This window comes from Vibrio sp. 10N.261.52.A1, from assembly GCF_002876325.1.
GTDB lineage: Bacteria > Pseudomonadota > Gammaproteobacteria > Enterobacterales > Vibrionaceae > Vibrio > Vibrio chagasii.
In genome coordinates, this window is sequence record NZ_MCYD01000248.1 from 1 (window position 1) to 26,196 (window position 26,196).

At 47.7% G+C, this 26,196-nt stretch carries 32 protein-coding genes and 1 pseudogene; 27 read left to right on the forward strand and 6 right to left on the reverse strand.

The features are described 5' to 3' along the window. Nucleotides 1–148: 148 nt before the first annotated feature. The 21 genes from BCT81_RS03135 to BCT81_RS03235 all read left to right on the forward strand — a co-directional run bounded on the left by BCT81_RS03135 (nucleotide 149) and on the right by BCT81_RS03235 (nucleotide 20,756). The gene (locus BCT81_RS03135; RefSeq protein WP_102423210.1) at nucleotides 149–328 is read left to right on the forward strand and encodes a TraY domain-containing protein; all 180 of its coding nucleotides are present in this window, start codon (nucleotides 149–151) and stop codon (nucleotides 326–328) included. A 344-nt stretch (nucleotides 329–672) separates the two neighbouring features. Next, a complete protein-coding gene (locus BCT81_RS03140; protein WP_102423211.1) occupies nucleotides 673–1,041 on the forward strand; it encodes a hypothetical protein in 369 nt (122 codons plus the stop codon). Between the two features lie 181 nt (nucleotides 1,042–1,222). Further along, on the forward strand, nucleotides 1,223–1,510 hold the full coding sequence (traA, locus tag BCT81_RS03145; protein ID WP_048618019.1) for a type IV conjugative transfer system pilin TraA: 288 nt from the start codon (nucleotides 1,223–1,225) through the stop codon (nucleotides 1,508–1,510). A 9-nt stretch (nucleotides 1,511–1,519) separates the two neighbouring features. After that, nucleotides 1,520–1,822 carry a type IV conjugative transfer system protein TraL gene (traL, locus tag BCT81_RS03150; protein ID WP_102423212.1) on the forward strand — a complete coding sequence of 101 codons (303 nt, stop codon included), beginning with the start codon at nucleotides 1,520–1,522 and terminating at the stop codon, nucleotides 1,820–1,822. Between the two features lie 14 nt (nucleotides 1,823–1,836). Further along, nucleotides 1,837–2,412, forward strand: coding sequence for a type IV conjugative transfer system protein TraE (traE, locus tag BCT81_RS03155; RefSeq protein ID WP_102423213.1), 576 nt, complete (start codon nucleotides 1,837–1,839; stop codon nucleotides 2,410–2,412). Beyond that, nucleotides 2,399–3,184, forward strand: coding sequence for a type-F conjugative transfer system secretin TraK (gene traK, locus BCT81_RS03160; protein WP_102423214.1), 786 nt, complete (start codon nucleotides 2,399–2,401; stop codon nucleotides 3,182–3,184). The genes traE and traK overlap by 14 nt, the downstream gene beginning before the upstream one ends. Beyond that, nucleotides 3,174–4,712, forward strand: coding sequence for a TrbI/VirB10 family protein (locus tag BCT81_RS03165; RefSeq protein ID WP_102423215.1), 1,539 nt, complete (start codon nucleotides 3,174–3,176; stop codon nucleotides 4,710–4,712). Before traK ends, BCT81_RS03165 begins: the two co-directional genes overlap by 11 nt. Nucleotides 4,713–4,714: 2 nt before the next feature. Further along, a complete protein-coding gene (traV, locus tag BCT81_RS03170) occupies nucleotides 4,715–5,110 on the forward strand; it encodes a type IV conjugative transfer system lipoprotein TraV (protein ID WP_102423216.1) in 396 nt (131 codons plus the stop codon). Nucleotides 5,111–5,201: 91 nt separating this feature from the next. Beyond that, nucleotides 5,202–5,495 (forward strand): hypothetical protein, encoded by a 294-nt coding sequence (locus BCT81_RS03175; protein ID WP_241908143.1) that lies wholly within the window; start codon nucleotides 5,202–5,204, stop codon nucleotides 5,493–5,495. Between the two features lie 19 nt (nucleotides 5,496–5,514). Continuing rightward, entirely contained in the window at nucleotides 5,515–8,064 is a 2,550-nt protein-coding gene (gene traC / locus BCT81_RS03180; protein ID WP_102423218.1) for a type IV secretion system protein TraC, read from the forward strand. Beyond that, the gene (gene traW, locus BCT81_RS03185) at nucleotides 8,015–8,746 is read left to right on the forward strand and encodes a type-F conjugative transfer system protein TraW (RefSeq protein WP_102423219.1); all 732 of its coding nucleotides are present in this window, start codon (nucleotides 8,015–8,017) and stop codon (nucleotides 8,744–8,746) included. The genes traC and traW overlap by 50 nt, the downstream gene beginning before the upstream one ends. Continuing rightward, complete coding sequence (locus tag BCT81_RS03190) at nucleotides 8,743–9,204, forward strand: hypothetical protein (RefSeq protein ID WP_102423220.1); 462 nt, start codon at nucleotides 8,743–8,745, stop codon at nucleotides 9,202–9,204. The genes traW and BCT81_RS03190 overlap by 4 nt, the downstream gene beginning before the upstream one ends. A gap of 358 nt (nucleotides 9,205–9,562) precedes the next feature. Then, complete coding sequence (gene traU / locus BCT81_RS03195) at nucleotides 9,563–10,573, forward strand: conjugal transfer pilus assembly protein TraU (protein ID WP_181146010.1); 1,011 nt, start codon at nucleotides 9,563–9,565, stop codon at nucleotides 10,571–10,573. 51 nt (nucleotides 10,574–10,624) lie between these two features. Beyond that, on the forward strand, nucleotides 10,625–11,335 hold the full coding sequence (gene trbC, locus BCT81_RS03200) for a type-F conjugative transfer system pilin assembly protein TrbC (protein ID WP_102423221.1): 711 nt from the start codon (nucleotides 10,625–10,627) through the stop codon (nucleotides 11,333–11,335). Between the two features lie 37 nt (nucleotides 11,336–11,372). Continuing rightward, nucleotides 11,373–13,100: a type-F conjugative transfer system mating-pair stabilization protein TraN gene (gene traN, locus BCT81_RS03205; protein ID WP_102423222.1), complete on the forward strand. Its 1,728-nt coding sequence runs from the start codon at nucleotides 11,373–11,375 to the stop codon at nucleotides 13,098–13,100. A 23-nt stretch (nucleotides 13,101–13,123) separates the two neighbouring features. Beyond that, complete coding sequence (traF, locus tag BCT81_RS03210) at nucleotides 13,124–13,909, forward strand: type-F conjugative transfer system pilin assembly protein TraF (RefSeq protein WP_102423223.1); 786 nt, start codon at nucleotides 13,124–13,126, stop codon at nucleotides 13,907–13,909. 101 nt (nucleotides 13,910–14,010) lie between these two features. Beyond that, nucleotides 14,011–14,424 (forward strand): type-F conjugative transfer system pilin assembly thiol-disulfide isomerase TrbB, encoded by a 414-nt coding sequence (trbB, locus tag BCT81_RS03215; protein WP_102423224.1) that lies wholly within the window; start codon nucleotides 14,011–14,013, stop codon nucleotides 14,422–14,424. Then, a complete protein-coding gene (locus tag BCT81_RS03220; RefSeq protein WP_102423225.1) occupies nucleotides 14,421–15,827 on the forward strand; it encodes a conjugal transfer protein TraH in 1,407 nt (468 codons plus the stop codon). Before trbB ends, BCT81_RS03220 begins: the two co-directional genes overlap by 4 nt. A 3-nt stretch (nucleotides 15,828–15,830) precedes the next feature. Continuing rightward, nucleotides 15,831–18,644: a conjugal transfer protein TraG N-terminal domain-containing protein gene (locus BCT81_RS03225; protein WP_102423226.1), complete on the forward strand. Its 2,814-nt coding sequence runs from the start codon at nucleotides 15,831–15,833 to the stop codon at nucleotides 18,642–18,644. A gap of 83 nt (nucleotides 18,645–18,727) precedes the next feature. Beyond that, nucleotides 18,728–19,258: a hypothetical protein gene (locus BCT81_RS03230; protein ID WP_102423227.1), complete on the forward strand. Its 531-nt coding sequence runs from the start codon at nucleotides 18,728–18,730 to the stop codon at nucleotides 19,256–19,258. Nucleotides 19,259–19,625: 367 nt separating this feature from the next. Further along, a complete protein-coding gene (locus BCT81_RS03235; protein ID WP_102423228.1) occupies nucleotides 19,626–20,756 on the forward strand; it encodes an HNH endonuclease in 1,131 nt (376 codons plus the stop codon). Between the two features lie 205 nt (nucleotides 20,757–20,961). Here the strand turns inward: BCT81_RS03235 and BCT81_RS03240 are convergent, their stop codons facing one another. After that, a complete protein-coding gene (locus BCT81_RS03240) occupies nucleotides 20,962–21,330 on the reverse strand; it encodes a phage protein (RefSeq protein WP_102423229.1) in 369 nt (122 codons plus the stop codon). 211 nt (nucleotides 21,331–21,541) lie between these two features. Here BCT81_RS03240 and BCT81_RS03245 point away from each other — a divergent pair, with 211 nt between their 5' ends. The 5 genes from BCT81_RS03245 to BCT81_RS28995 all read left to right on the forward strand — a co-directional run bounded on the left by BCT81_RS03245 (nucleotide 21,542) and on the right by BCT81_RS28995 (nucleotide 23,219). Continuing rightward, nucleotides 21,542–21,841 carry a hypothetical protein gene (locus BCT81_RS03245; RefSeq protein WP_198596835.1) on the forward strand — a complete coding sequence of 100 codons (300 nt, stop codon included), beginning with the start codon at nucleotides 21,542–21,544 and terminating at the stop codon, nucleotides 21,839–21,841. Between the two features lie 19 nt (nucleotides 21,842–21,860). Continuing rightward, complete coding sequence (locus BCT81_RS03250) at nucleotides 21,861–22,220, forward strand: hypothetical protein (RefSeq protein ID WP_102423230.1); 360 nt, start codon at nucleotides 21,861–21,863, stop codon at nucleotides 22,218–22,220. Nucleotides 22,221–22,498: 278 nt separating this feature from the next. Beyond that, nucleotides 22,499–22,741: a type II toxin-antitoxin system ParD family antitoxin gene (locus BCT81_RS03255; RefSeq protein ID WP_102423231.1), complete on the forward strand. Its 243-nt coding sequence runs from the start codon at nucleotides 22,499–22,501 to the stop codon at nucleotides 22,739–22,741. Continuing rightward, the gene (locus BCT81_RS03260) at nucleotides 22,738–23,037 is read left to right on the forward strand and encodes a type II toxin-antitoxin system RelE/ParE family toxin (RefSeq protein WP_102423232.1); all 300 of its coding nucleotides are present in this window, start codon (nucleotides 22,738–22,740) and stop codon (nucleotides 23,035–23,037) included. Before BCT81_RS03255 ends, BCT81_RS03260 begins: the two co-directional genes overlap by 4 nt. A gap of 35 nt (nucleotides 23,038–23,072) precedes the next feature. Continuing rightward, nucleotides 23,073–23,219 (forward strand): hypothetical protein, encoded by a 147-nt coding sequence (locus BCT81_RS28995; protein WP_165901739.1) that lies wholly within the window; start codon nucleotides 23,073–23,075, stop codon nucleotides 23,217–23,219. A 348-nt stretch (nucleotides 23,220–23,567) separates the two neighbouring features. Here BCT81_RS28995 and BCT81_RS03270 read toward each other — a convergent pair. The 3 genes and pseudogenes from BCT81_RS03270 to BCT81_RS03280 all read right to left on the reverse strand — a co-directional run bounded on the left by BCT81_RS03270 (nucleotide 23,568) and on the right by BCT81_RS03280 (nucleotide 24,426). Continuing rightward, nucleotides 23,568–23,871, reverse strand: a pseudogene (locus tag BCT81_RS03270) (type II toxin-antitoxin system RelE/ParE family toxin). Continuing rightward, entirely contained in the window at nucleotides 23,859–24,116 is a 258-nt protein-coding gene (locus BCT81_RS03275) for a type II toxin-antitoxin system Phd/YefM family antitoxin (RefSeq protein ID WP_102423233.1), read from the reverse strand. The pseudogene BCT81_RS03270 and the gene BCT81_RS03275 overlap by 13 nt, the downstream one beginning before the upstream one ends. A gap of 103 nt (nucleotides 24,117–24,219) precedes the next feature. Beyond that, nucleotides 24,220–24,426 carry a hypothetical protein gene (locus BCT81_RS03280; RefSeq protein WP_241908144.1) on the reverse strand — a complete coding sequence of 69 codons (207 nt, stop codon included), beginning with the start codon at nucleotides 24,424–24,426 and terminating at the stop codon, nucleotides 24,220–24,222. Between the two features lie 180 nt (nucleotides 24,427–24,606). Between BCT81_RS03280 and BCT81_RS03285 the strand changes: the two genes are divergently transcribed. Continuing rightward, nucleotides 24,607–25,074 (forward strand): GrpB family protein, encoded by a 468-nt coding sequence (locus BCT81_RS03285; protein WP_102423234.1) that lies wholly within the window; start codon nucleotides 24,607–24,609, stop codon nucleotides 25,072–25,074. A gap of 344 nt (nucleotides 25,075–25,418) precedes the next feature. Here the strand turns inward: BCT81_RS03285 and BCT81_RS03290 are convergent, their stop codons facing one another. Next, on the reverse strand, nucleotides 25,419–25,721 hold the full coding sequence (locus BCT81_RS03290; protein WP_102423235.1) for a type II toxin-antitoxin system RelE/ParE family toxin: 303 nt from the start codon (nucleotides 25,719–25,721) through the stop codon (nucleotides 25,419–25,421). Then, nucleotides 25,693–25,929 (reverse strand): hypothetical protein, encoded by a 237-nt coding sequence (locus BCT81_RS03295; protein ID WP_017100443.1) that lies wholly within the window; start codon nucleotides 25,927–25,929, stop codon nucleotides 25,693–25,695. Before BCT81_RS03295 ends, BCT81_RS03290 begins: the two co-directional genes overlap by 29 nt. Between the last annotated feature and the right edge of the window lie 267 nt (nucleotides 25,930–26,196).

The following is a 26,196-nucleotide window of genomic DNA, read 5'->3' on the forward strand; positions in this document are numbered from 1 at the left end:
GTATTATTTACATTATGTAAAATTCAAGAAATGAGGAGTAAATCACAAACCACTTGAAATTTAGGCTCTGTTGAACGATGAAATGGCTCATCGATGTTTCGACCTGAACGAGGTAATTTCGGTTTTTTCTATTTAGGAAGACTTTTGTATGAATTTTAAATCAAAATGTATGGTTGATGATAAGGAAGTCGGTATCGCTTTTAATCTTTCATCAAAGGCGAATAAAACGTTAACGCTATCGGCGAAAAGAGCTGAACGAGCCAAAAAGCGCGAAGGAAAACTTCGATTAGAAGATCATCTCAAACGTTTTCCTAATTGGTCGTTGTAATGAATGATATGACCGTCTGAGAAACGACTTCAGCCGGTCTCGAAGGTAGGCTGCCTTCACTATTTGCAAAAAGCGCCGCAGAGGGGCGCAGGCCTGCGTAATATGCCTAATAAATTCAGGAGCCCTCTCTGGGGCGACGTCCAAGGCTGTTTTTCTACTCAATTAAGCACGCTGGTTGAGTGGTGAAATAGAGTTACTTGGGAGTACCAGACACCACATCTTTTGGATGTGCGCATTCTACTACAGGAATGCACAAGCCAGTTTGTAGCACGGCTCTTGAAAGAGAGCCCATTGTTTTGTTTTTTTAAAAGAGCAAAACAATGTCCTAACAAGGAGTGTGAACAATGCAGATTGTCTACGGATATTGTCATGAAGATAAGACGGCAAGTTTATTAGCCCACTTTGTGGAACAAGGTGATTTTGTCAGCGTCAAAGAACTGGGAACGGTCGGGCGCGAACACATCGCGTTTGCCGCTTTGTTGTCTTTTAGTGGGCCGCTTTCATTTCCTTTCTGTTGGAAGGGCGTTCATTTTGTCGCGGCGCAAAAACAAACTCAGTCAGTGAACCTTCTCACTCTCCCTATCTCAAATAATGCCTGTAAAAAACGTTATCGGAAGCTCAAGAATACCATCATTAGTGCTCAAAATTGGAAGCAACATGTGAGTCGCAATCGCGGTCTGAAGTACGCAAAATCTTCACTGTTTTCTTCATGATGCATCGCTATATCGGTTGATTTAAAGCACGCTTCCCACGCTCCGCTTCATGACTACCCTGGACAACGTACCCTGCCTTCCTGCCTTCCTGCTTTTCAGGCAAGGAGGCGATAGGGCTCGCTCCCTTTTTCCCTCATGACCACACACTTGACCATTTTATCATTCAATAAGGATATTTATTATGAAAACACGCACCCAGCGCACGCTCATTATCGGGCTTGGAGTTGCTGTCTCGACACTTCTTATCACCCAGCCCGCTCTGGCTGCCGATATCTTCGCGTCAGGTAAACAAGCCATGAAAGATACGGCGGGCAAAGGCTCAGCGGTTGAAACGGCCATGCTAGGGACTGGACTTGTGGGGGCAGTCGTCACTGGGCTGATGAGTCGTAACTGGTTTGCGGCCGTTGGTGGGTTCATTGGTGGCTCAGTCTTGTGGAATGTTGGAGCGCCACTCGTCGGCTTAGGCTAAGGAGTCACAATGGAAGACCCTCATCAGTTTTTCTCTATCCCAAAACACATGAACAAAGGTCGCCGCTGGCTCGGATTCCCGGTTGACGAGCTCGTGCCTGCCCTCTGCATTTTTGGCCTCTCATTCTGGCTTAAACACGAAATGATTGGCCTGACGTTATCGTTGGCTTGGTTTGGGGGATTGCGTTACATCAAATCGCAATACGGTGACAATATCGTGACCCTGTCACTCTACTGGTGGGGCGCAGCTTTTGTCCGCCCCGCCCTCTTTAGGCGTACGCCATCAGCCTGTCGTCGTTACTGGATTTTCTAGGGAGCGCCTTCATCATGGATCCGTTTGTTAAACGGGATAAGCTGGCCGTCAAAAGTCTCCTCAATCTTTTTTTGAGTGCCGGCTTTCTTGTCATGCTTATCACTAACCTGGTGTTGGGTTACACCAGTTATCAAGCTTTTACCCATCAAAGCCGAACTCTCGTCCCGCCTAGCCTCTCTCAAGCCTTTACGGTGTCGGATGGCGCGGTCGATGCGCCTTATCTAGAGCAAATGGCGGATTATCTTCTCTACCTGAAACTCAACATTACGCCGGCAAGCGTTGGACGTCAGTTTGGTCAGTTACTGGAATATTTAGATGAGACAAGCTGGCCCAGCGTTCAACCTAAGCTGCTTCGAGAAGCCACGGTGATCAAAAAAGACAACATCAGCAGCCAGTTTGCTGTCGAGTCTGTCCGGATTTCTCTCAACACGCTCCAAGTGCAACTCTATGGGAAACTCCAAAAGTACGTCGGTCAACGCGCCCTAGAGCCGGAGATGAAATGGTATCAAGTCAACTTTAGCTATGACCAAGGCGTCATAGGTTTACTTTCCATTGAAGAAGTCGAGGTCAACACCGATGAATCTTTATGAGCAATCATTCTTTCCATCGCCGCGATGGCCCCCCTATGTCTTGTCCCTAGCGATTTGGGTGGGCTTTTTTATCCCCTCTTTTGCCCAGGCTGACAATGTCGCCATGGTGAGCTATGAGTTTGACGAAGGCGACACGATCCCCTTGTCGCTCTCTTCCATTAACGTGAACCGTTTACTGGTCAAAAATGACCGTATCATTTCGATCGTCTGCCCGAAAGGGTTTTGCACCTCAACGGGCAACCAAAAAGACGCGTCCGGCTCTATTGCCTTAAAAATTAACCTTCCCTTACCGTTTACCGCGCACCTGACGACAGAAAAAGGGCGATTGTTTGCGCTGTTTATTACCCCCAAAGCCACCCCGTCTTTGGTCACGGAGTTTGTGTGGTCGCAAAACTACAAAGAGCAGCAAAGTCCAATTGAGCAGGCGGCGGATTATCCCGCCGCCATGACTGCGCTCACCAAAGCCATGATGCGTTTTGTTCATGATGGCGCCCCCATTGCCGGTTTTAAACGTCACGACGTTGACCCCAAAACCTTACCCAAAGATGAAGCATCACTGGCCATCATCCCTCAAACGGTCTTCGTGGGGCGTGATTATTCTGGGGTGGTTTACCAGCTCAAAAATCAAAGCCTAAATGACATGGCACTGACCACCGCCCAGTTCTACAGCTATTCTGCACGCTCAGCCGCGCTCGATGCCTATCAGTTAAAACCTGGACAAACCACCACGCTCTATCTCATTACCGGAGGAGACGCCACCCATGCTCGATAAGCTAAAAGACGCCTTTGACCGCTTTAAGAAACGCGTCTTCAAAGACACAGACGGTGACTTTGAAGACGGCGACACGGTCAATACCATGACAAGAAAGCGCAATCGCCTCATTACGTTCACGGTACTCACCCTGCTTGTCGCTCTGGCTTTGGTGGTTTGGCGATTCACCTTACCTCCCCAAGAGCAAGGCAAGGCCATTCAAGATCTTGGGTTTGGGGCTATCGTCACCGATGATTTTACCGACAAGGACAACCAGTCCGCCCTGACGTTTCAGCAAGACAAGATCAATCAACTCGAGCAGAGCTTAGCGCGCTTTGAAGGCACATTAAGCCGCTTTGGACAAAGCTTAACCTCTGAATTAGAGAATATTAAAAAGGCCAATGAGCGCGATAAAGCCTCACAATTGACGGAGCTTGAGGCGCAGATGCAACAAAAGCTCGATGAAGTTGACGCGCTCAAGGTGCAGCTCGAGACGCAATTAGCTTCAGCCATCAATGCCAGCGACTTTTCGATTCAACACAACGGAGAGACCTATCAGGGCAGTACCTTTGGTCAATATCCACTGCCCCCAAGACCGGCCATTAATAGCAACAGAGAGGCCGCCAAGTTGAATGAATTTCAGTATCAAGAGCAAGATAGTGGGGCCTTTAGCGGTGATGCCTTTGATAGTTTTGAATTTCACTGGCAAGCCAGTGTCGAGGAGAAGCAATCCCGGCGTACGACCGATAACTACGTGCCCACAGGCACCTTTGTGACCGCCGTGATCACCGGCGGCGCGGATGCTAATGGGGGCGTTTCTGGACAAGGGGACACCTCACCGATTGTCTTTCAGACCGTCAATCAGGGGATTTTACCTAACGGTGAGCCATCCAAATTAAAGAATTGCACGATCACCGGCGCCGTCTACGGTGAAATCTCCTCCAGTCGCGGCGTCGCGCGCACCAATAGAATGAGCTGCATACAACCCAATGGCGATATTCTCGATATCCCCGTCAATGCGACCGTGTTTAACTTTGGCCGCAATGGTATTCGCGGTACGACCATCATGAAAAACGGGAAAATCGTACAAATGGCCGGCATTGCGGGGATCTTGCAAGGTGTCGGTGATGCCGGTAAAGCCCTCTCCCAAACCACGACACCGACAGCGCTCGGCCCAAGTCAAAGCATCAACAGCGATAAAATTGGCTTGAACCTGCTTGGCGGTGCCACAGAAAGCGTTGGCAGCAAATTGGCGGATTACTACATCAAGCTAGCCGAGCTCTATCACCCGATAGTGGAAGTCAATCCTGGGGCCATCGTCAATATTGTCTTTTTGGAAGGTTTTCCATTAGATCCCCTACTGGCCGATGAATACGAAACGCGCATCAATGAGCAGCGTGAGCAAGTCTCCCACAGCAACCAGCTCTTGGACGTCATCACCAATGTTCCTTCTTTTCCACAAACCACTCAAACTGCTCCCATCAATCCATTAGCGCAAAAGATCACCCAACAAGGGTTAAGCGACGTGGGCTTTGGGCGTGAGGAATAGCCATGAATAGCCACTCTTTGTTTTCACTATCGATCCTCTTAGGTCTGACCGGTTGTAGCGCGGGCTTTGAGAGCGAATACAGTTGCGATAAAGTCGGCGGCGTTTCGGGGTGTGTGACCATGAACGAAGTTCGGGATAACGTAGACGGTTACACCGGAGAGAGTGGTCATGTCACCGCTTCCCTTCAACCGGGCCTCCCCCTGCCTTCTGCTTTTACTTTACTGCCAAGGCGTAGCCGAGATGGGGAGCCTGAGCGAAGCCAAGAAGAGGTTAAAAAACTCACCATCTTCCCGTTCATCGACAAAGACAATCATTACATCGATACGATGGATGTCTACTTTGTCTTAGACGACAGCCGTTGGTCTGGGCGCCCTGCGCGCGCGATTTGGAAAGATTAACGAGGAAAAAATAATGAAACGAACCTTAACCATTCTGGTGATCACGGGCGCGATATGATGGGGCGCCTTACTGAGCAGCGCCCTTGCACAAGTGGCGCAGTTCATCACCTCGCACGCTGACGCCAGAGCGCACGTTGTGGCGCGCTATATCGAGTCCCAGCCCTCTCTTGCTCAGGGGGCAATCCATCAAGCGGTCCAAGATTGTGTCGTGCGCCCTAACTTTAAAATCGAAAAAAAACGCGCACCAGAGACACGGCCTTCCCCACTCAAACTCAGCGTATACGACTGCCTACAAAATAAAGGGCAGCTTGAATTGGCGCTTCGCCTTCAACTCAGTGATCAAGCGATGCAAAGTGTCAGTTGGCCATTGTCTCTGTTTTGGTAAAAGCGAAAAAGGACACCTTATGTTTTCCACCTCACGCAGTGGCTTGTCCGCTTTATTTCAAGAGGCCAAGCAAGCTCAGAATCACCTTCATCATGAACTGCCATATCGAGACTACGATCCCATTGAGCGAGTCTTTCACAATACCCACTCTCGCGGCTTTGGCTTTAAGATCAGTGTCCTTGGGGGCGCTAACGACGATTTGATTCAGTCGTTAAGCCACCTCGTGGGAGATTTACCTGCAGGGGATAAATGGGATTATCAAGTGCAACTTTTTGGTCACAACCGAGTCGCGCACTATCTCGAAGGCAACCAAGCCCTACTCAGTCAGCGTGGTGGTATCTGCCAGAAGATGGCCAACGATGACGCCATTTACGCCCATTACGCCGCGCAGCACGGTTTTTTACATCGACAAAAAAACCATCGCTTTGATTTGCGCGATTACGACGCGTTCTTTTTTGTCTCCACCACGGAACAAGACCCACAAGAGCTGCTTGATGCGCGAATGACGCTAGAGACGGGGCTTACGCAGCTTGGCTTTGATTTATTGCCCATGACGCCTGAGGCACTGTTGACCAGCGTCGGGGATATCTTAAACTTTGATAAAAGCCAAGATAGGCCAAAGGAAAAAAGCTACAACCCGTTGGATCCTTTGAACCTGCAAGCCCTCTCTCCCGATACCGAAGCGTTAACGCATCGTGATCATATCGCTACCCGCCATACCAACCCTTTAGGGGAAGAGGTGCGCACACGCTTGGTCCATTTGGGGCTTTCTCGTCTGCCTGGGGACTATCGCTTGTACGCCTTACCTGAGGCCTTTTCTTCTCTTCGCAATGTGTCTCGTCACATCACTTGCCCTCATCGCGTCACGTTAAGTTTTCGTAATGAGCCAACCGGTAAGCAAAATGCGGATAACGATAACAAGATAAAAGACTTAACTAAGACGGTGAACAGCCAAATGGCGCTGCTGGCTCCAACGGCCGAAGATGAGCTTAAAGAGCGCAAAGCCCTACAGAAAGGTCTGTTGTCTAAAGAGTTTACCATTGCGTCTATGGTACTTACGGTCTCGCTGTTTACCGATAAGACCGACCAAAAGAACGACACCCAAGCGGCAAAGGAGTCATTTGGCCATGCTGGCCTTGATATCATTCCACTGAAAATGAATCAGCCACAAGCGCTGCTCTCCACGTTGCCCTTTATGATGAGCGAAGGGTTGTGGGGCGATTGTAAAAAAGCCGGCCGCGTTCGCACATTAAAAAGCTCCAATCTGGTGAACCTCTTCCCTCTCATCATGGATTTTTGTCAGTTAAAAGGCGGCGTCTTACTGCCCACTATGCGTCAGCAAATTTCGTTCTTTAACCCCTTCACCTGCGGCAGTGATAACCAAAATATCGCCCTGACTGGCGGCTCAGGCGCCGGGAAAAGCTTCCTGGTTCAAGAGATCGCTGAAACGGTTTACGCCATGGGGGGGAAGGTGTGGATCCTCGATAAAGGGGTCAGCTATAAAAAACTGACGCTGAGCCTTGGGGGGACCTACATGACGCACGCCAACATTTTCTTAAATCCCTTCACGCACTTAGGCGCCATACAAAGTGCAGAATTTGAGTTTGTGGATGATGACGGTCGACCGGTCGACCCCATGATGGAAGCGCTCGATAATATCACCGCGTTATTTGCCACCATCGCGTCCCCCTACGTACCACTGACGGCGTTTCAACAAAGCGTCTTAGGCGATGCAATAGTAACGGCATGGGAGCGTAAAGCGAATCACGCCTTGGTGGATGATGTCAGAGACGCCTTAATTGAGATTGCTGGAGAAGAAAGCGACCGACGCATCAAAGACATTGCGGTGCAACTGAAAAAGTTCTGCACCGATGGCATGTACAAAGACGTGTTCAACAAACCCTCCATGCTCGATCCAAATGTGGAAATCACCACGCTTGAACTCGATGGGTTCCCACCGGCGGTGCTCAGACCCGTGATTTTTGCGCTCATGGTGTCGATTAACCAGCAGATGTATCTGGCTGGCTCTCGCTCTACCCCAAAGCTGTGCATCATTGAAGAGGCCTGGAGTCTCCTCTCAGGGGCGAACGAGCAAGCGAGGGAGTTCATCAACACCGGTTATCGCACCGCCCGTAAGTTCGGTGGCGCTTTTTGTACGGTGACTCAAGGGATTGAAGACTTCTTTAGCAACGAGGAAGCCAAAGCCTGCTACAACAACTCCGACATTCACATCATTCTTCGTCAAGGGGAAGGGTTTGACGATTATCTTATCCAAAATCCTGATGCCTTCTCCCCGTTTGAGCAGCGCCTCATTAAAAGCTTCGCCCCGTCTGTCGAAGCCGGCTACAGCAGCGCGCGCATCAAAGCAGGGGGGCATGTTACCTATCACCGCTTTTTCGCCTCTCCGGTGAAACGCGCCATGTTCTCAACCGAGCCTAAGGAGTTTGAGTATTGTGAAAATCTTTATAAACAAGGCCAATCACTGGAGCGCGCCATTGAGCAAACCTCCAGGCACTTTTATGGCAAAGAAATTGACGCCTTTAATCAAGCCATTGGGGCCAGCGTTTAAATTCCCTTTTCTTCTTTTGGTGGCTGGACTTGTCACGACCAGCGCCGATGGAAAGAACTTGGGCCAGGTGGCTCCTATCTTCCCTATCGGTGAGATTGACATGCTGGAATGGATTGACCAAAGACTGAAAGGGTTTGAGGCCAGTGGGAAACTGGCGGACCTGCAAAACGAGTTTACCGATCGCGTTAAGCAAAGCATTGAAAACCCACCACCGGTGGCAGGTTTAACCACCACCACCGATCCTCGCACCTTTTACGTAGACCCAAGTCTCCTCCTCCCTAAAGACATCATCGCCCCCACCACGGGGGTCGTCATTGCCAAAGCGGGCACCAGAGTGAACCCCTTCGATAGCCACACTTGGCCAAAGGCAGACGGTCAAGAGGTGCTTCCTCACTTTGAGCTCAGTAAGGTGTTGGTCTTTTTTGATGCCAGAGACGCGCAGCAACGAAGGTTTGCCAGCGAGTATCAAAACGCCAAGCCAATCAAGTGGGTACTGACGGGGGGCAGCCCGAACCAAATGGCCGCCTTGCTCGAGGCAAGAATGTATTTTGCGCAGCAAGGCTTTTTAACCGAAAAGCTTAAGATCACCCATGTCCCGGCCATTGCTTATCAAGAAGGCACGCGTTGGCGCATCGATGAGGTGAACGTATCGGGTTTGCAGCCCTTGGAGGTAAAACCATGACCTCAAAGTCGCGATGGAAAAAGCTTTTCTATGAAATCACACTGGCTGGTATTGCGCACCGCAAGCAAAGCTATCAGGAGCTTGATCCGCAAATTGCCTCTGCGGTGCACACACTGAACGCCATTGAGGGTGTGGCAACCATCGGCTCTTGCCAAGGGCACGTTGCCTGGCTAACGGGGCGATTTTCAGCGCCTTATCTTTATTTTACGGCGCCAGTTTGGTTTGCTAACCAACTTTCTCAACGCCTAACAACGTCACCATGGCATCTCTCTGCTATGTTCAACAACCATTGCCAGCTGTGTTTTCACCTCACTCATAAACGCTACAGTCGAGCGTATCGTTCTCTTGTGCCGTTCTCATTGACTTACCACCTTGGGTATCATCGTGAGAAAGCCGACAAAGAACTTGCGCAGTTAGCCCAGCTGCTCTCAACGATAGAGGAAATCAAAGTAACCTGAAAAATAACAATACAACCCGACGGCACCGAGCAAGAGAATAGAAACTATCTTCTTTGCTTTTGCTATACCAAACGGATCAGGCTCTCCACAGTGTATACAAGCGCTAGAATTTGAGGATATAGAGTTATTACAAACCCTACAACTTTTTAAGGATGCCATATAAGACCTCATAGATGGTTAAATTTTGCACTGAATTCTAACGCAACATAACTGCCTTGGGACTGCGCACTTCCCTTGATCATGTTTCTAATATCACTTCTTTTTCTATTCACCAAGCTCGCTTTTGGCAGCGATAAGGGGGCGAAGCTTCTTGTCGAGACAAAAGGAGTACCACGCCCTGCGTGGAAAAGGACACCCCATGACACCACAACACTTTCGTTTACTGCTGTGCGGCCTTTTGATGTTTATTGCCCCCTCAACCCTAGCCGCCAGTGCGGCGTGTAAAAGCCGCTTTATTAACCCCATAACCGATATTTGTTGGGATTGCTTGTTCCCGATGACAATAGGCTCGGCCACTGTGATGCCCTCTAAGTACCCCGATACGCCCAACCCCACCCTGCCTATCTCCTATTGCCCGAAACCGCCGCCTATCTTTGTGCAAATCGGCATCAATATTGGCTATTGGGAGCCTTATGCTTTAACCGATATCACGCGCGTCCCTTACTGTATGGTGAACATGGGCGTGCAAATGTCAGGCGCCAACAGCCAGCGTATCGGTGGGCGCGTGACCGCCCGTGACAATGACAGCAGTGACGGAGGCTTTTATCACGCCCATTGGTATAAGTACCCTGTCATTTATTGGCTGCAACTGATGCAATCGACCGCCTGCATGGCCACGGACGTGTTTGATGTTGCCTACATGACGGAGATTGACCCGCTTTGGGACGACGATGAGTTATCCCTCATTCTCAATCCCGAAGCGTTACTGTTTGGTAACTTAGTGGCGCAGCTTGCGTGCGTGCCCGAAGCCATGCTGACCGCCACTAACACGGCCTTACCGATTGATGCGTTATTTTGGTGTTTAGGCTCGCAGGGCAGTGCTTATCCGCTCACCGGCACCACCAACTATCGAGACACGCCCATCCAGGCGGCGACACTTTTGATGCAAAAGCTGAACTACAAGCTGCACCGGCAAGGGATGATCTGGGAGACGCGCGGCGAAGATGGGGCGATTTGTTATCAATATCCCGAGCCGATTTTGCCAAAATCTCGCTATCGGTATCAAATGTCGGGGCCGATCCCCGATGCCGCCTGGTGCCACCCGTACACCACCACGACCACGATCTGGGAAGCCGGCCATAACAACCCGGTCACAGGGGATAACTTTGGTTTTGTCCAATGGCGAAAGCGCAATTGTGTCTTTTTATAAAGTGAAGGGAAGACGCTCCCCCACTTCAGCAACCATAATTAAGGGTCGACGATGACAAGCCTATCTTTTGAGAGCGTTGGGCGCTCTCTTGCTTTTCTGTGTTTTTTTATTGCATTACCCACTCAGGCTTACACGGAGCAAGATCTTAAAGCCTTTGCCAAGCTTGAGCGGGACATGGCTGAACAGCCGGAGGCAGCAAAGGCGTGGCCTACGGACGACATTCAAAACAAAGCTCATGCATATCGAGAAGAAACGCTGACTCTCAGCCGCAAGGTTCAAGATTTCGTAAAAGAAGAGAGCCTTTCCCCTTTGCTGGGAAAACAAAAGCCCACACGCCACCCTGACCAGACTCCAAAAGGGGTGATGGTGTTTGTGTCACTCACCATGCCAGAGCCCGCACTAAAACAGCTTTTAATGCAAAGTGCCCACTTAGGTGTGCCCCTTGTGATACGCGGTGTTTTACCCGAAGGTTTTCCGGCCACGGCCACGCGGATCGAGGCCTTGATACGCTCCCCCAATAAGGCGCCCATTCAAAGCGGGTTTTCCATCAGTCCTGATTGGTTTAAGCAATTCGATATTCAGCACGTGCCGGCCTTTGTTTCGGTCAAACCAAACCGTTGCTTACCTAAGCAGCCTTGCAAAGCCAGTGATTACGACATCCTTTACGGCAACATTTCGCTCTACCAAGCTCTGGACTACCTCGCCACTGGCGATGCGCAGCACAATATTCCCCCGCTGCTGCGCACGCTCTATTCCCAATAACCCTCTCTCGAGCCCAATTTTTGATGAGGTGCGCCTTATGCGGATTTACGCCTGGACTGCGTTCACGCTCAGTCTTTTTTCGACTCTCGCGCTGACCAATGAACAACACACCTTTACCGAGAGCGCCAATTGGGCGAAACAAACGGCCAGCCAAGCACTCGCGCCTCATGCCCTGCCACTGAATGTCGATGACTATTGCAAAGACGCCACGTGTCGACAAGAGATCCGCCGCCCAAAAGAATCCACCCTGTCTGACAGTGAGATCAATGCACAAAAAGGGACAGAGTTTGTGACCAATGAATTGGCTCAAGACATCAACACCCACTTTAATAAAGGGCGCCCCGATGTTAAAAGCGATCCGACGATGCGCTTTGCCTTACTCGGCCAAGAGAATGCGTATGAGATCACTCACGGTCTCTCAAATGCCTATGTGGATTGTGATAGCGGCTCCCAGTGCCTTATCGAACACATTCCTAAACAGTGTCATCGTCCAACGAATAACAATGTGCCTTGTACAAAAGTCCCCGTTGCCTCCGTGAGCACCGGTGAGGTGAGCTACCGCTGTCCATCCGGTTGGACACAACAAGGGAGGGATTGCCAACGCCCCCTCCCACAATGCCGATACAATAATGACAATTACGTGAGGCAATCAGGGACTAGAAGAGGTTTTTCGGGATCAGAAACCACGTATTTCTGGGATAGTAAGATTGTCTCTCCCAACCAAGGCTATACGCTTGGCGATTTAAAACAGACCTACAACATTCACTGGCAATGGAGCGCATACTGGCATAAACGCTACCAGATTTGTCGGTCCACCACACAAACGATGAAAGCCACGCGAACCTGCTCAAACAGGTACACCTTATCCGGAGGGAACTGCATCAAAAACAACATAACCTGGCGAACACAATGCAACCTGATGAACTCATGCAAGATCACTCGCCAGCAATGCATTGAAGGTCGAGCCTCCCGCACCATTAATGGCATTCCCACCACGCTCAACTGTTGGAAATATCGGGTCAACCATCAGTGTGACCGAGCGGATACCTGTGCACCCCTCCCGAAAGACTGTACGACTCAAGCTCAACATTGCAGCCTTAAGCAAAATGGGGTGTGCATCGAGCAAGAGATCACAAAGCGTTGTGCTGAGAAGACCTGCCGAGCCACTAACCTGCAATGTGGTGAGCAATCCTTCTGTCTTGACGGAGACTGCTACGTGGAGGCGCCCAAACTGAACAGCCATTTCGATAAGTCTGTTGCGGCCTTGGCAGGGCTTGCCGAAGCCGTGAAAGACATCGGCGACCCACCCAAAATATTCACGGGTAAGCCGATGAAGTGCAATAAGAAACTCGCGGGCTTTAACGATTGTTGTAAAGACTCAGGATGGGGGCAAGGGTTAGGAGCGACCTGCAGCGAAGCCGAAGAAGCGCTGGGGAAAGCTAAAGAGAAAGGCTTAACCCTATACGTGGGGCAATACTGCGCCAAGAAAGTGCTGGGTGTCTGCACACGTAAAAAGCGCAGTTACTGTGTTTACGACAACAAGCTGGCCAAAATCATTCAAGAGCAAGGCTCTATTCAGCAACTGGGCAAACGGTTAGGCAGTGCAAAAAATCCCACCTGCGCCGCCATTACGCCCGAAGAACTGGGTCAAATCAACTTTGAACACATTGATTTTAAAGAGTTCTACCCGGAAATGCGTGCCAACACCAACCTCCCCAACTTTGATGAAATCAAGCAACGACTTCAAAGTGCCACGGGCGGATAATCGGCTCCATTGAACCAAGGTCTATGATGATGAACCATCCACAGCTTTACGTCATTACCCTAGTGCTGCTTGCTTACCTCTCTCCCGCTCTTGCCAATGCCCCCCCTCTAGGGTGGCGGTGGTACAACGAGCCTAAGGTAAAGTCTGACAGACCCAAGCCCAAGCCACTGCCAAGTAACACTCAAACGACCGTCTCAAGCCCAAAAACGTTATCAGCGACCGAACAAATGGCCTGGTTTCACTCTGTGCATATCGAAGCTCAAAACGATGCCGTCCTTCACCCTAAAGATAAAGACAAGTTAGCGAGATTTTTAGCGTTGAATCATTTTATCACTGACCAAACCGACCAATTAGGGATGACCTTCAAAGCCCTGCTGCTCGAAAGGCCGGAGTTCTCTTACACCAAAGACCATCCGACCGAGCAAGCGGCAAGACAGGTGTATTTAGCGTTGGAAGAGCAGAAGAAAACCGAAGCGGTTGAAAAGATGAAGCAAGACGGATGGGGCTTTTTCTTTGTCTATGAAGGAAAAGATGCGCTCAGCCAGCAACTCGCCCCATCCATTCAAGCGTTTGCTGACCAATACCATTTTGAATTATTGGGCATCAGTAATGATGAAACCTTCATCACTCACCTCAAAGCAAACCGCCACAACCAAGGCAAAGTCTCGGTGCCTTTTACGCCCGCCTTGATTTTGGTGCATCCAGGTACCGGAGAGATGAAACCACTGGCGTACGGCTGGATCAGCCAAAATGATCTAATGGGGCGCTTTTACAACGTCGCCACCGACTTTGAGCAATCGGATTTTTAAAGCCACTCAACCCAGCCTGAATTCTACGTTTAATACGACATCCACGCCGCTCCCTTAAAGAGGGGTCACTCTTCTTTTCTCCTAAAACGTCAGGAGGCTTTATGCGATTTCTTCGTATTCTTGTGATTGCTTTTTTGATTCATGCCGCCAGCGCACACGCGGCCATGCAAAACCAATATGCCCTGGTGTTCTTTTTTGACAGCACCTGCCCGTACTGCCATAAGACAGCCCCTAAAATCACTCGCCTTGGCGAGCGATTTCAATTGCCGGTTTACGCCTTCTCTGTCGATGGGCCGGGCATTCCAGGGTTTGAGGTCCCTATTCCTGTCACACCAGAAATAGGCCAAACCTTTTTTCCAAGCCAGAGGAAAACGGTCATGCCAGCCACCTTCTTAATGAACGTGAACAGCCGTAAGTTCTCACGTCTGAGCATTGGAGACGTCCCAGAAAGCACGCTGGCTCAAAGCATCCAACAAGCCTTAAGCGATCCACGTGTGCAGGAGGCGCTGCAATGAAGCGTTCACTTTTCCACCACTTATCCACCGTTTCGGTGCATAAATGGGCTATTCCTTTATTTCTTATCAACTTATCAAGCGCTAGCCACGCCGACACCAACCACTCACTGGCGCGGTTTTTTGATGATTCAGGGTATAACGCCAACGTCTCAAACCCGACCGCTTACCAAGGGCAATCGGCCAACTACTACACTGGGGGCAGTTTGTTTGTGCGTAATCAAATCGTCGAAGCACAGTTGGTCAGCGTCACGGTGCCCTCCATCAGTACGGGGTGCTCTGGCATTGATATGTTTATGGGGGGATTTTCCCACATCAGCTCAGACCAACTGGTGAAACTGGGCAAAGCAGTGATTCATAATGCCCCTCCTTTTATTGTCAATTTGGCCCTGCAAACCTGGGCGCCCCAACTCAAACAAAACCTGGATCACCTCCAAGCCATTGCCGACAAATACTTAAACCAGTCGGTGAACTCTTGTGAAGCCGCACAAGCGTCCATCGGTGGACTGGCCGCCTTTACTTCGTCCGCCACCAAAAAGCATGTCTGCGCGACACTCGGCACACAAAACAACGCCTTCTCGGATTGGGTACAAGGTCAACATGAATGTGGCGCAGGGGGCAAAGCTGCGGGTCAGCTAAAGAACGCCAAAAAGGACCCAGCCTTGAAAGACATGACCCAAACCCATCACAACGTGGTTTGGTCCGCGATCATGAATAACGCTTTTTTGGCCTCTGACAAAAACCTCGCGCAATTTATGATGAGCTTGTCGGGCACTTATGTGTACGACAAAGACGGCAACCCGCGTTATTACCCGAGCCTTTTGACCGACAACAACAATCTGGTCAATGTCTTGCTTGAAGGGGGCCAGGCGGACGTTTATCAGTGTCGCAAAACAGCCCCTGAGGCGTGCATTACCCTCACCAAGCGCAATGATCTCTCCATCACTCAAGCCAACGGGATTCAAAGCCAAATACGCACACAACTGGACTCAATACTGCTAACGATAGCGACGGACCAAAACCTCACGGAGAAACAAAAAGGATTTCTGGAGCTGACTCAAACCCCGGTACTCAAGTTTTTTATTGACGACTTATCCGCCAACCAATCGCCCGATACCGGCAACTACTCACGAATGATAGCGGTGGATCTGCTGAACCAGTACCTCGTGAGCATGTTAAATGTTGCCAGCCAATCCTTGGCCAACACCAACAACAGCCAGGATGACATCGCCCTCATCACGCGTGATGTCGATAACGCCAAACGCTTTACCGCGGGGCTGGCCGACAAAGCCATTGAAGCACTCAACAACCGTAATCAACTGATTGACTCACAAAGAAAAACCGCGCAGCAAAGCACCAAAGAAATCAGCACGACCACCAAACCTGCACCGGCTTATGGGAACTAACCGATGATACTCGAATATTACACTTACACCTCCGGCGAAGTGGTCAACAAAGCCTTTAATGCGCTGGCCACGTTTTTTAGAACCAATACTTTTGGGGATTACTTACAGATGTGCATGATGCTGGGGCTTATCACCAGTTTGTTTATCTTCATGCTGTCACGCAATCCTAAAGATCTCATCAAATGGATGGTGGTGTTTTTTGCCGTACCCCTGTTTCTTATCAATATGAAAGCCGACATGCTCATCATCGATAAGACGCAACCGGGTAAGGCTTACAAGGTGGATAATGTGCCTTACCTCGTGGCCGTGCCTACTTACTTTTTCTCTTCGATCATGGTGGGGATGGCCGAAGGCGTGGAAAGCATTTTCACCACCTCCGACGATGAGCGTTATGGCCGTACTGGGATGCTGTTTGGCTCTGAGCTGTATCAGCTCTCAAGACAATCCAGAATCAATGAGCTGGCGCTACAAAAACTCTGGCGAGACTACTTTCATAACTGCATGATTGGGGATGTCAGAATCAATAGAAAATACACTTGGGATGAACTCTTTGCCGCGCCTGATATTTTTGCCTTTCTAGACGGCGTTAGGCAAAGCCCACTGCGCGCGCTCTTTCTTGATGAAGGGGGCGGCCGAAGCAGCTACAAACTGTGTGAAGAAGCCTACCCCATCATCAAGCAGCGCTTTAATGATGCTGCCGATAAAAACATGAGCTTGTTAGCGCATCAATTGCTTGGCAAAGACGCGGACCGTTATAAGCCCCAAGTGGTGCACTCGCTGCAGCGCAGCTACAACAAATTTTTTGCCATCAGTACCAGCGCGTCCAACACCATCAAACAAAATATGTTGATGAATGAGCTGCGTTACAACCTTGATAGCCTAGACCCAACGCAATCCGCGCTCAATTACGCCTACACCACCAACAAACTGCAAACCACCTCGATGTGGGCGTCCTTAGGGTTAATGGCAAGAGAATACTTGCCGATGCTCCATACGATGCTGTTTATGTTGTTCGCGTGTTTGGGCTTCTTTGTTGCCGGGGTCGCGGTCATTCCTGGCTTAACCATGATGGTGCTCAAAAACTATGTTGGGACGTTTGCCTTTTTGGCCACTTGGCCAGCCTTGTTTGCCATCATCAACGGCTTTCAGCTTTGGGGGTTGGAATCTCTGTCTACGAATGTCTCAGGGAAGTTCGGAGGGCTCGTGCTCTCCAACGCGAATGCTGCGGATGAGCTGCACAGCCGCTTTGCTTGGATCACGGGGATCTTGATGATAGGCGTCCCGATGATAGCTAAAGGGATTTTAAAAGGCGGTCAAGAAGTCCTGTCGAGCATGAACTACCAGCTCTCGAGCATGATTAACTCGACCAATGCCAGGGCCAGTGCCGCGGCTTCTTCGGGTAACCTGGATTTTGGCAGTATGCAGATTGACAACCACAGCATGAACAACACGCATGCCAATAAGTTTGATACCAACACCCTCGTCAATCAAGGTCACGCCTACACCCAAAACCCAGACGCCTCGGTGACCGAACAACACGCAAATGGGAACATCACCTACGACAGCACACAAACCACCAGTCGCGGCAACATTAGCGCCAACACGCAAAGCATGCTGCAAGAGAGTGTGGCGAATGCCCGCAATCAAACGCAGCAAAACCTGTCTCAAACCAGTACCCAACTGACTCAAACTCTCCAAGGCGGTGCTGCGCTGAGCGACCGTTGGCATGACAGTGTGGGTAAAAACCTGGCTTACGGTGAAGGCAGCACCCGTGGCTTTAACACTCAAGTCAGCCAAGGCATGAGTGACATGCAAACGGCGATTGACAATGTGAGTCAACAAACCGGCTGGACGAAAGAGCAATCACACGCTTACCTGCAAAGTGTCTATGGCGGCTTCGAGGGCGGCGTAGGCACAGGCAAAAGCGCCTCGCCCTTCAATTTAGGCGCCAGTGGCGGCGTGAAATGGTCAGATGAAGAGCGGACGGCGTACAGCAATATGACGACCGAGCAAAAGCAGCAGCTTGAGCAAGCGACACAGCAATACACCGAAGGGGCCAATGCCGTGACCAGTGCTGGCACGCAGGTGGACAACAAAGACACTCGAACGTCGGTTGAGCAGTTTGCGCATGATTTTGCGATTAACGCCAGCAACACCAAGTCTCTTGGTGCTAGTGCCTTACAAAGCCAATCGGATTTAGATGCCCTATCGAAGACTCAAACGCGCCTAGACTCTGGCAGTGCCAGCTTTACGGCCAACGCGATTCAAGGCTTCCAGAATTACTTGGAGAATGACATAAGACTCAGACAACCAGAGGTCCAACGTCTAATGACCGCTTACCAACCGGATGACATTGCTGATGCAAAAGAGCAATGGCAATACTACACACGCACTGAAGCGTTTGCCACCATGGCGGGGTTAGATGGTGACGCGGCAAAAATTGTGGGCAAAATGAACCAAGCGCAACAAGCCAGCCCCCCAATCCAACAACCACAACTGACACCCGAACAAAACCAAACGATGGAGAAAGGATGGGCTAGTACCGTCGATACCGTGGCTGCTGCCCGCACGGCTATGCTGCATACCAATGAAACGGGCGGACTGTTTAATCAAGTGCGCTTTGATGGGGTGACCGATGAGGTCAAACTTCAGCAAGAGGAGGCCAAAAAGCCCATCATCAAACCTGAGCCGATGATTGCACTGACCATCCAGTCGCAGGTCGAAGAGGAACTCAATCCACCCGAAAGAACGGAGTACGTCACCTCCGAGCAAGCCTATCCGGTCGCGCCAAGGCACACACAAAACCGGAAAGAATAGTACTGAACTCGGTGCATAAAATAGAACTTTATGCACCGCCTAAGTGCTGGTATTATAAACAGGGTTCTAAAGGGAGAGTGCTCATGAAAACAGTCTTACCATTACTGCTGCTTACCTGTGCGAGCGTGCAAGCTCAACCCCACTCTCCTGAGCTCACGCAACTGTTGAGCGAGATACATGAGCAGTATGACACAGCAACGTTAGCTATGCCTAAAAGAGCGATGGCAGACATCACCAAACTGCCCTACTTCTTGATGCACATCGATGAAACGGACACCGTGGAGTCCATACGCTTAAACGCCTACTTGCAAGGTTTGCATACGGCGTATTTTGACAATGCCTATAATCAAAAACGTCTAGGGGGTGGCAGTTGGTTCTGTATGCGCGACACCATGTCGCTCGACCCAAGACGTCACCCAGAGTTTATTGTAGATCTCATCTGGAAGGTGTTAGATAAAACGGCAAAAATCGATCCGGAAGGTTTCAGACGCAGCAATTATGCAGCTGCATTTGGCGTTGATATTTCAACTGTCATTAACTACGGCTTACAAACCGAATACCCTTGCTACAGCCCTATCCCTAAATCGTTACAATTTAACGGCTGGAAATATTAATCTCGGCACAGCGATTTCTAGAACGAAATGGCCTATTGTTGGATAGACTGTTTACTCATTCCCATCCTGTTCATAAGCTTTTGCCCTACTAAAAGTTATCCATTCTTCCAACGCTGTTAACTGTTAATCCCCGTGATGTATCACGGGGGTAAATTCGACATACCTATCAGCATTCACATAATCCTGCTCTAGTTGCAAGCTTGCGCGCTAGTTCTTTATTTAGAGTCATACACCGTAACTATAGAGATAAGTACTTGTTATTATTTATAAAGAACAAGTAAAATCATTCAAACAGAGAGCTATACGGAAGTGTTCATATTTAGGTATACACTCTCTGTCTAATCACTATTAGACCATTGGAGGGCATATGTTAGATTGTATATATTGTGAGTCCGGACAGTTTCGACCTGGTGAGGGCTCTAAAGAGCATGCTATTTTGTCGTCACTTGGAGGTAGAAAGCTCTCTAGGAATATATGTTGCGAGTCATGTAATAACCGTTTAGGAAAAAGTATAGATGATGGGTTATCAACAGAACTTTCAATTATTTCAACTAGTCTAAATATTAAGACAGGTCGAAATAAGAGCGCTCCAACTCAACGTGATGCTGTAATTCTAGATGGTGAATCATATAACTTATTGCCTACAGGAGAAATGCTAAGAGGTAAGGTCAAACAGCCCCTACTATGGAAAACAGATGAAGGAAAAACTCGCATTCGGGTAGAAGCTAACAACAAGGAGCAAGCCCTCAAGATCGTTGAGGGGAAGTTAAAATCTCTTGGAAAATCACTAAGCGATGTTGAAGAGGCCACTATAAGTCACGTTTCTAAATATGGTGCCGTAACAGAAGGTACATTTTCCTTTGACGAAGATGATCTACGATCTGTCGCTAAAATGGCGCTTACAATGACGGCTACAAAAGTATCTCCGACAAGATTAAGAAGCCCTGACTTTGTTGACGTAATTGATTATATTAACGGGAGCGAGTTAAATGTTGAAGACATTGTTTTCGCAGACACTAATTCAGAATTCCCAGAAAAATATAAAGTTTCCAATATAAATCACCGCCTATTTTTGTACTCGTCGAAGAAGGAAAAATTGTGTCTTGCTCTTGTGGAATTATTTGGTGCCTTTAGATTTAGTGTTTTGCTTTCAAGATCTTGGTCTGGGCCTGACATCTCTTGTTGCTATGTTATAGACCCTGTTTCGGGAGATAAATTAGATATCGACATAGAGGTAAATAATAATCTGCAAGAAATAATTGATACGAGGATTTGCGTTCAGTCAGAAGCAATAAAACAGATATCCCCATTAATCGATTATATTCATGAATTCGGTGTCCAAGTAGAAGAGCAACGTATAATTAATGAGGCTATGCTACGTCACAATGTGACAGTTATAGATAGTAATTGTAGTGATGATTTTTTTGAATCAGTCGCATCAGACCTAGCTGATATGCACCTTAAAATATCACGGACTCATGTTAGCAAGTTGGTATAAGAAAGTTTTATTTTAATTTTTAAAAAAGCCGAACTCATTGAGTCCGGCTTCTTTCTCCTTGATATGACCAAAAAGGAGGACTGGTTAATCCCACAAGGAACGTCTCGTGCCCAGTCGTAGTAACTTTAACAACTAATTATCGCACCATATAGTCGATGGCTATAAACCTTTGTGGTGCGCCTAAAAAAATCATACTTTTCTAATCCTATTTCTTGATATTGGCTATCGCTCTAGCAAGCCCCAACAAGTGCGTCGACGTCTTGATCTCCAACTCTGATTGAATCCCCAACAGCGCAATCCCTGCTAATATTTGCTGTGGCATAACCACTTGCCCTGTCGGTAATTCCATTCTGTCGTATAACATTTTGAACTGCACCCAGTCTTCACTGATGCTTAGTTCTCTACCTTTGGCCATCCGCATAAGTCTTTTGCACTCGGGAGGTATTGGTTTTCCCTCATCCCAACCTGTGACTGTTCTCACAGTTTTAAAACACAGTTCAGCGACCTCTTCCTTCGTCATCTGGCACTCTAACTCTCGAAAAATGTAATTCTTACTCATTTCGCGATACTTCAATGATAAAGCCTCTAAATACAAGAGGTTGCACTGATTTTATAAGATATGCACCATTAAACATAATCAGACAAAGTGCGCACTGTAAGAAGGCGTACTAATTGGCAAATTTGCCTCATAAAAGTTATCTATGGAGCGCTAATATTAGAATTCCTGACTACTTTCTTAAGTCAGTTCTTGATCTACTTTTCTTAATGGCAGATTATGAGCCTAGTTGAGTAATGAATTCTACAATAGAGCTTTCGAAGAAGAATGGGTTGCATCATCCCCTATGAAAGAATTTGGCGATAGTATTATCCCTGATAATATCGCTTATTATGTTGACGGTTCTGAAGACGTTGCAAAAGTACTGAAGCTTAAAGTGAACGTGAATGACGCTTCCATAACCTATCAGGCATGTGAAAAATTAGAAACTATGGCAGAAGCTTTAAGTCGTCCTTTATCCGATAAGACAAAAAGTGTTATTACCAGTTGGTTAAATCGCTACTTTTACCGTAAGCATTTACAAGGCTAGCATAGCAATGAGAGAAAAAATGAAAAAAGCAGTATTAATAAGTTGTTTATTAACCATTAGTGGTTCAGCTGCAGCTAACGATATAGCTTTCTATGGTTCACACAAAGGAAGCATTACCGATTATTACCCAAACATCAAAATTAGTGATGTGATGATATTTTCTCAGACTTCACATTATACAGTAATGCGTTCTATTCAAGAAAGAGCAATTCAAAACGAAACGTTGATGCATAGCGCAGCTGTAGAATACGGTAAGAAAAATTGTAAAAACTCTAAGGGCTTCTTTCTCGACCATTTCGATGTTACGCACCAAATGCTCAACACAGAAAGAGTTGTATTAAGCAATTTAAGTACAAATGTGGTTTGTATTAAAGAGTAGCTATTTATCAATTAGAGGACTGTTGACAACTATTTCTTAAACATCCCCTGCCCTCTGAAAGTCCGAAATGGCTTAGTAAAAAGCTGAAATTGGGCGAGTGATGGAAACGACAAAACAGTGTTCATTGCGACTGATACAGAGCTACCAGAGGAAGGAGTTACTCTACTATCCGCTTTTACCGATTTGGCGCTGGCGTACTACAGAGACAAACACCACGCTTGCGCCAACGTTTGTCTGATACCATAATTAGGTATTATTTGGTATTTAGAGACAACATCATGGCGAGAAATACAAGCATCACCTTAGGTGAACACTTTGATGGGTTTATCGCGAGTCAGATCCAAAGCGGTCGTTACGGCTCAGCCAGCGAGGTGATCCGCTCTGCGCTGCGTTTACTCGAAACTCAAGAGACGAAGATGAATACGTTACGACAGCTGCTCGTCGAAGGCGAAAACAGTGAGATCGCGGATTACGACCTCGATACTTTTATTAATGAACTCGATAGTGAAGAAAGAAAATGACCCCTTTTCAGCTCACAAACAAGGCAAAAGCCGATCTTAGAGACATTGCCTTGTTTACTGAGCGTCGTTGGGGACGCAAGCAACGAAATGTCTATATTAGACAATTTGATGCCACATTTAGGCGCTTAGCAGAAAATCCTACTCTGGGTAAAACTTGCGATGAAATCAGACTGGGTTATCGAAAATCCCCACAGACCAGTCATGTCATTTTCTACCAGCAAATGAATAACCAACCACTCCTAGTCGTCCGAATTTTACATAAAAGTATGGATGTGAGCTCAATCTTTAGCAATTGAGATTAATAGTTTTGGTATTAGTGGAGAACGACAACATGGCAGCAAAACTTCCCCGCTCTACAAACCGCACTGCGTCGGCACCAAACGCGCCCAAAGCAACCCCAGAGCGCATGAAAGCAATACTCGAAGCATTAAGAAAGAATCAAAAAGAACAGACCGAAAAACCGCAAGAAAGTAGCTAAAACAGAAGCTTTTTTACTCGTAATATTTTTTTTCGCCATTCTAATCATCCACTCTTAACATGACATCGCCCTGCTCTAACAACTCACCAATGGCATGTTGGTACGCTTCTTCGATGATGTTTTGCTCCCAAACGCGCTCGTAATTGGGTAAGACTTACTGTCGAGAGATGATTGACACATCGAAGCTTAATTCGCCCTCGAGCCGGTGTCGCCGGATAGTGACCAGCTTAGCCTCCGTCCATGAAGGGGCTGGTTTGGTGAGGCGTTTAGGTGGAAAGGATCTTTTTTTAGCCATGTTGAATCCTCATTAGTGTAGGCCTTCACCCTATCAGAGGTAGCACAACGGCTTTACTGTTTACTCAGTAAAAATCGACGCAAATCTCGCTCCGCACGCATCACAGACAAGATGTAGACCTTGTCACCTTCTTGCTTGTAAAAAAACAAGACAAGGGTTGACCACGACTTCACGATAATTGAGGTGTTCGAGCTCAGGAGGCAGACGCACAGACTCAGGAAAGTCGACGAGGCGCTCGACTTTGTCGAAAACGTTTTGAACGAGTTGTTTGGCCGCGACCAAATTTTCAAGGGCAATGTATTCCGCGATATAGTTAAAGTCCGATAGCGCGGGCTCACTCCAAATCACTTCAGCCATTTTGACATCTTATCTTTGGCTTCGTCATGACTCAGCGCCTTGCCTTCAGAAATGGCACGCTCACCGCGAGCGATCCCTTCTAGGATAGCCAAGCGGTTTTGCATAAACTGGTAGTCGTCAACATCTACGAGATACGCAGAAGGTTTACCATGCTCGGTGATCAACACGGGCTCTTTGGTGTCGTGCAGGTCGGCAAGGATTTGGGTCGCTTGACGCTTAAGGAAAGTAACGAGCTCGACTTTCATGAGAATGACTCCAATAGAAGATTAAAGTGATACTATTGTGTCACTCTCAGCCTTATAAGTTTAGCGTAAAAGATCACAGCCTACGAAGTATTGAAGAAAGTTGTTAGCCGTCAAAATCGATCATAATAAGAACACTTTTAGCTGTGTCATATAAAACAAGAAGTGAGTAGGCAAACACTCCGATAGAAACCACATTTAATAATAACTCTGCATTTTCTATCGCAGTAACATGAGCCGATCCCTTTAGACTAAAAAGAACTACTGCTGCTGCCACGAGCAAAGCAATTTGCTCTTTGATAGATAATAACATTTGATCTCTAGTACGCTAGAAGCAGCTCGCTCCCCCCTCTTGGAGTCGAACCTCTCCGAAAAGAATAATTAGCAACATGTGGTATTTTTACTGTGTTACGTTAAGTATTAAGGTAGTACACGAGAGCTTCGGTATTGCACGCGACACACCTTAAAAAAACAACGCCTTTTGGGAGAAAATATGAAGTTTTACAAAGCAGATGAATATCAGGCATCTTGCGAAGCTCTGTATCGTAAATACGAACTTGAGATAGCTACTTTACTTCCAGACGCAGTGATTGAGCATATAGGAGCTTCTTCTATACCTAATGCTGTATTACTCGTCGGTGTTAACGGAAGCAAATTAGAAAAAGCAGTAAAGCTGCTTTCTACCTTAGGCTTCAACGAAAAATCTAATACGTTAAGAACTCCAGAGCTTTGTATGCTAGAAAGTAATTCCGGTGAGGACGTAGCTTTCCAGGTTGTGGCGAATGGTTCAGAGTTTGACTGCTTTGTAGGGGTTAGAGACAAACTCCGCGAAAATTCTGATTTAGTTCAACAGTACAATGAACTGAAAATGTCTTGCACAGGTTGGTCTCATAATGAATATCGCCGAAAAAAGGCAACTTTTATAGAGCGCGTGTTAAGACAAACCTCGCATCAAGTTTGAAGGGTAACAAGTGTCGTCTACTCGACAAAACCTTCACCGGCTGAATTCATACCCATGGCACTATGTGATTACCGAGGGAGGTTGACGGTCTAAATACCAAAGGATTCTGTCGTGCCTCATTCATAGTGCTCCATTATTGGCTAGACCTTTTACTCATTCACACCCTGTCCATGGTTGTTACTATACTAAAACTTATCCACTCTTCTCATGCTACTAATCCCCGTGATGTTTCACGGGGGTAGATTCCACCTTTCCTTCAGCGTTAGCTAACCTTAAGTTCTTTTTCGATCAGTTTGTAGGTGTTTGAGGGGCACAAAAAAGCCTCGCGTTTGGCGAGGCTTTGGTTATCTAAATGTTCTGGATGCATCTCGATAAAAGTTCTCATGACTGCCCAACGCCATTAAGGTCAGGACTAACGTCCCGTCTTCATCGTAGTTGTACCCAAGCAAGGTGAGCTGCTTGTTCATCTTAAACTGGTGAACCCTAAGAAAAGACAAATCGCCTTTCTTCATCACGCCAATAAAAGGGTTTTCTATAACCTCTTTCACTGCTTTATCTAGATCTTGTTTCTGGTTTTTGTGTAGCTTTTTTACGGTCTTGGCAAATGTCGTAGTTTGCTCAATCTTTGTTACTTTCGCTAAATTCATAAGAGGTCGTATTCCCGTGCTCTAATTCGGCTTTAGCGATGATTGCCTGCAGTACGAACTCGTAGGTTAAGTCAGGGTTATCCTCCATGATCTTGCCTATTTTCGCCCAATGCTCAATTTGCTTGGGGGTCGTTCGATTTAAAGCTGTTCCAATGGTTGCAGCTCTATCTACTAGGCTCTCATCAAGTCTAACGCTTGTAGTAGCCATATGTATTACCTTGGTCGATGGTCATTTGTTTGTTGATACCAATTGTAGCGCATTGCATCATATGTGGCAACTTGCAACAAAAGCCCTGCTAGTGGGCTTTTTCACTTCTCATAAGTGACTAATGAACTTAGCCTCTAAGGTCGTGTTCTTCTGATGTATCCCCCATACCTGAGATAATGCATCATTTACTAAATTAGAAAAAGCTTCTATCCAGAAGCCTCATAGACCTGAATTTTGACTCGTGGCACTTTCTAACTCAAAAGTGCC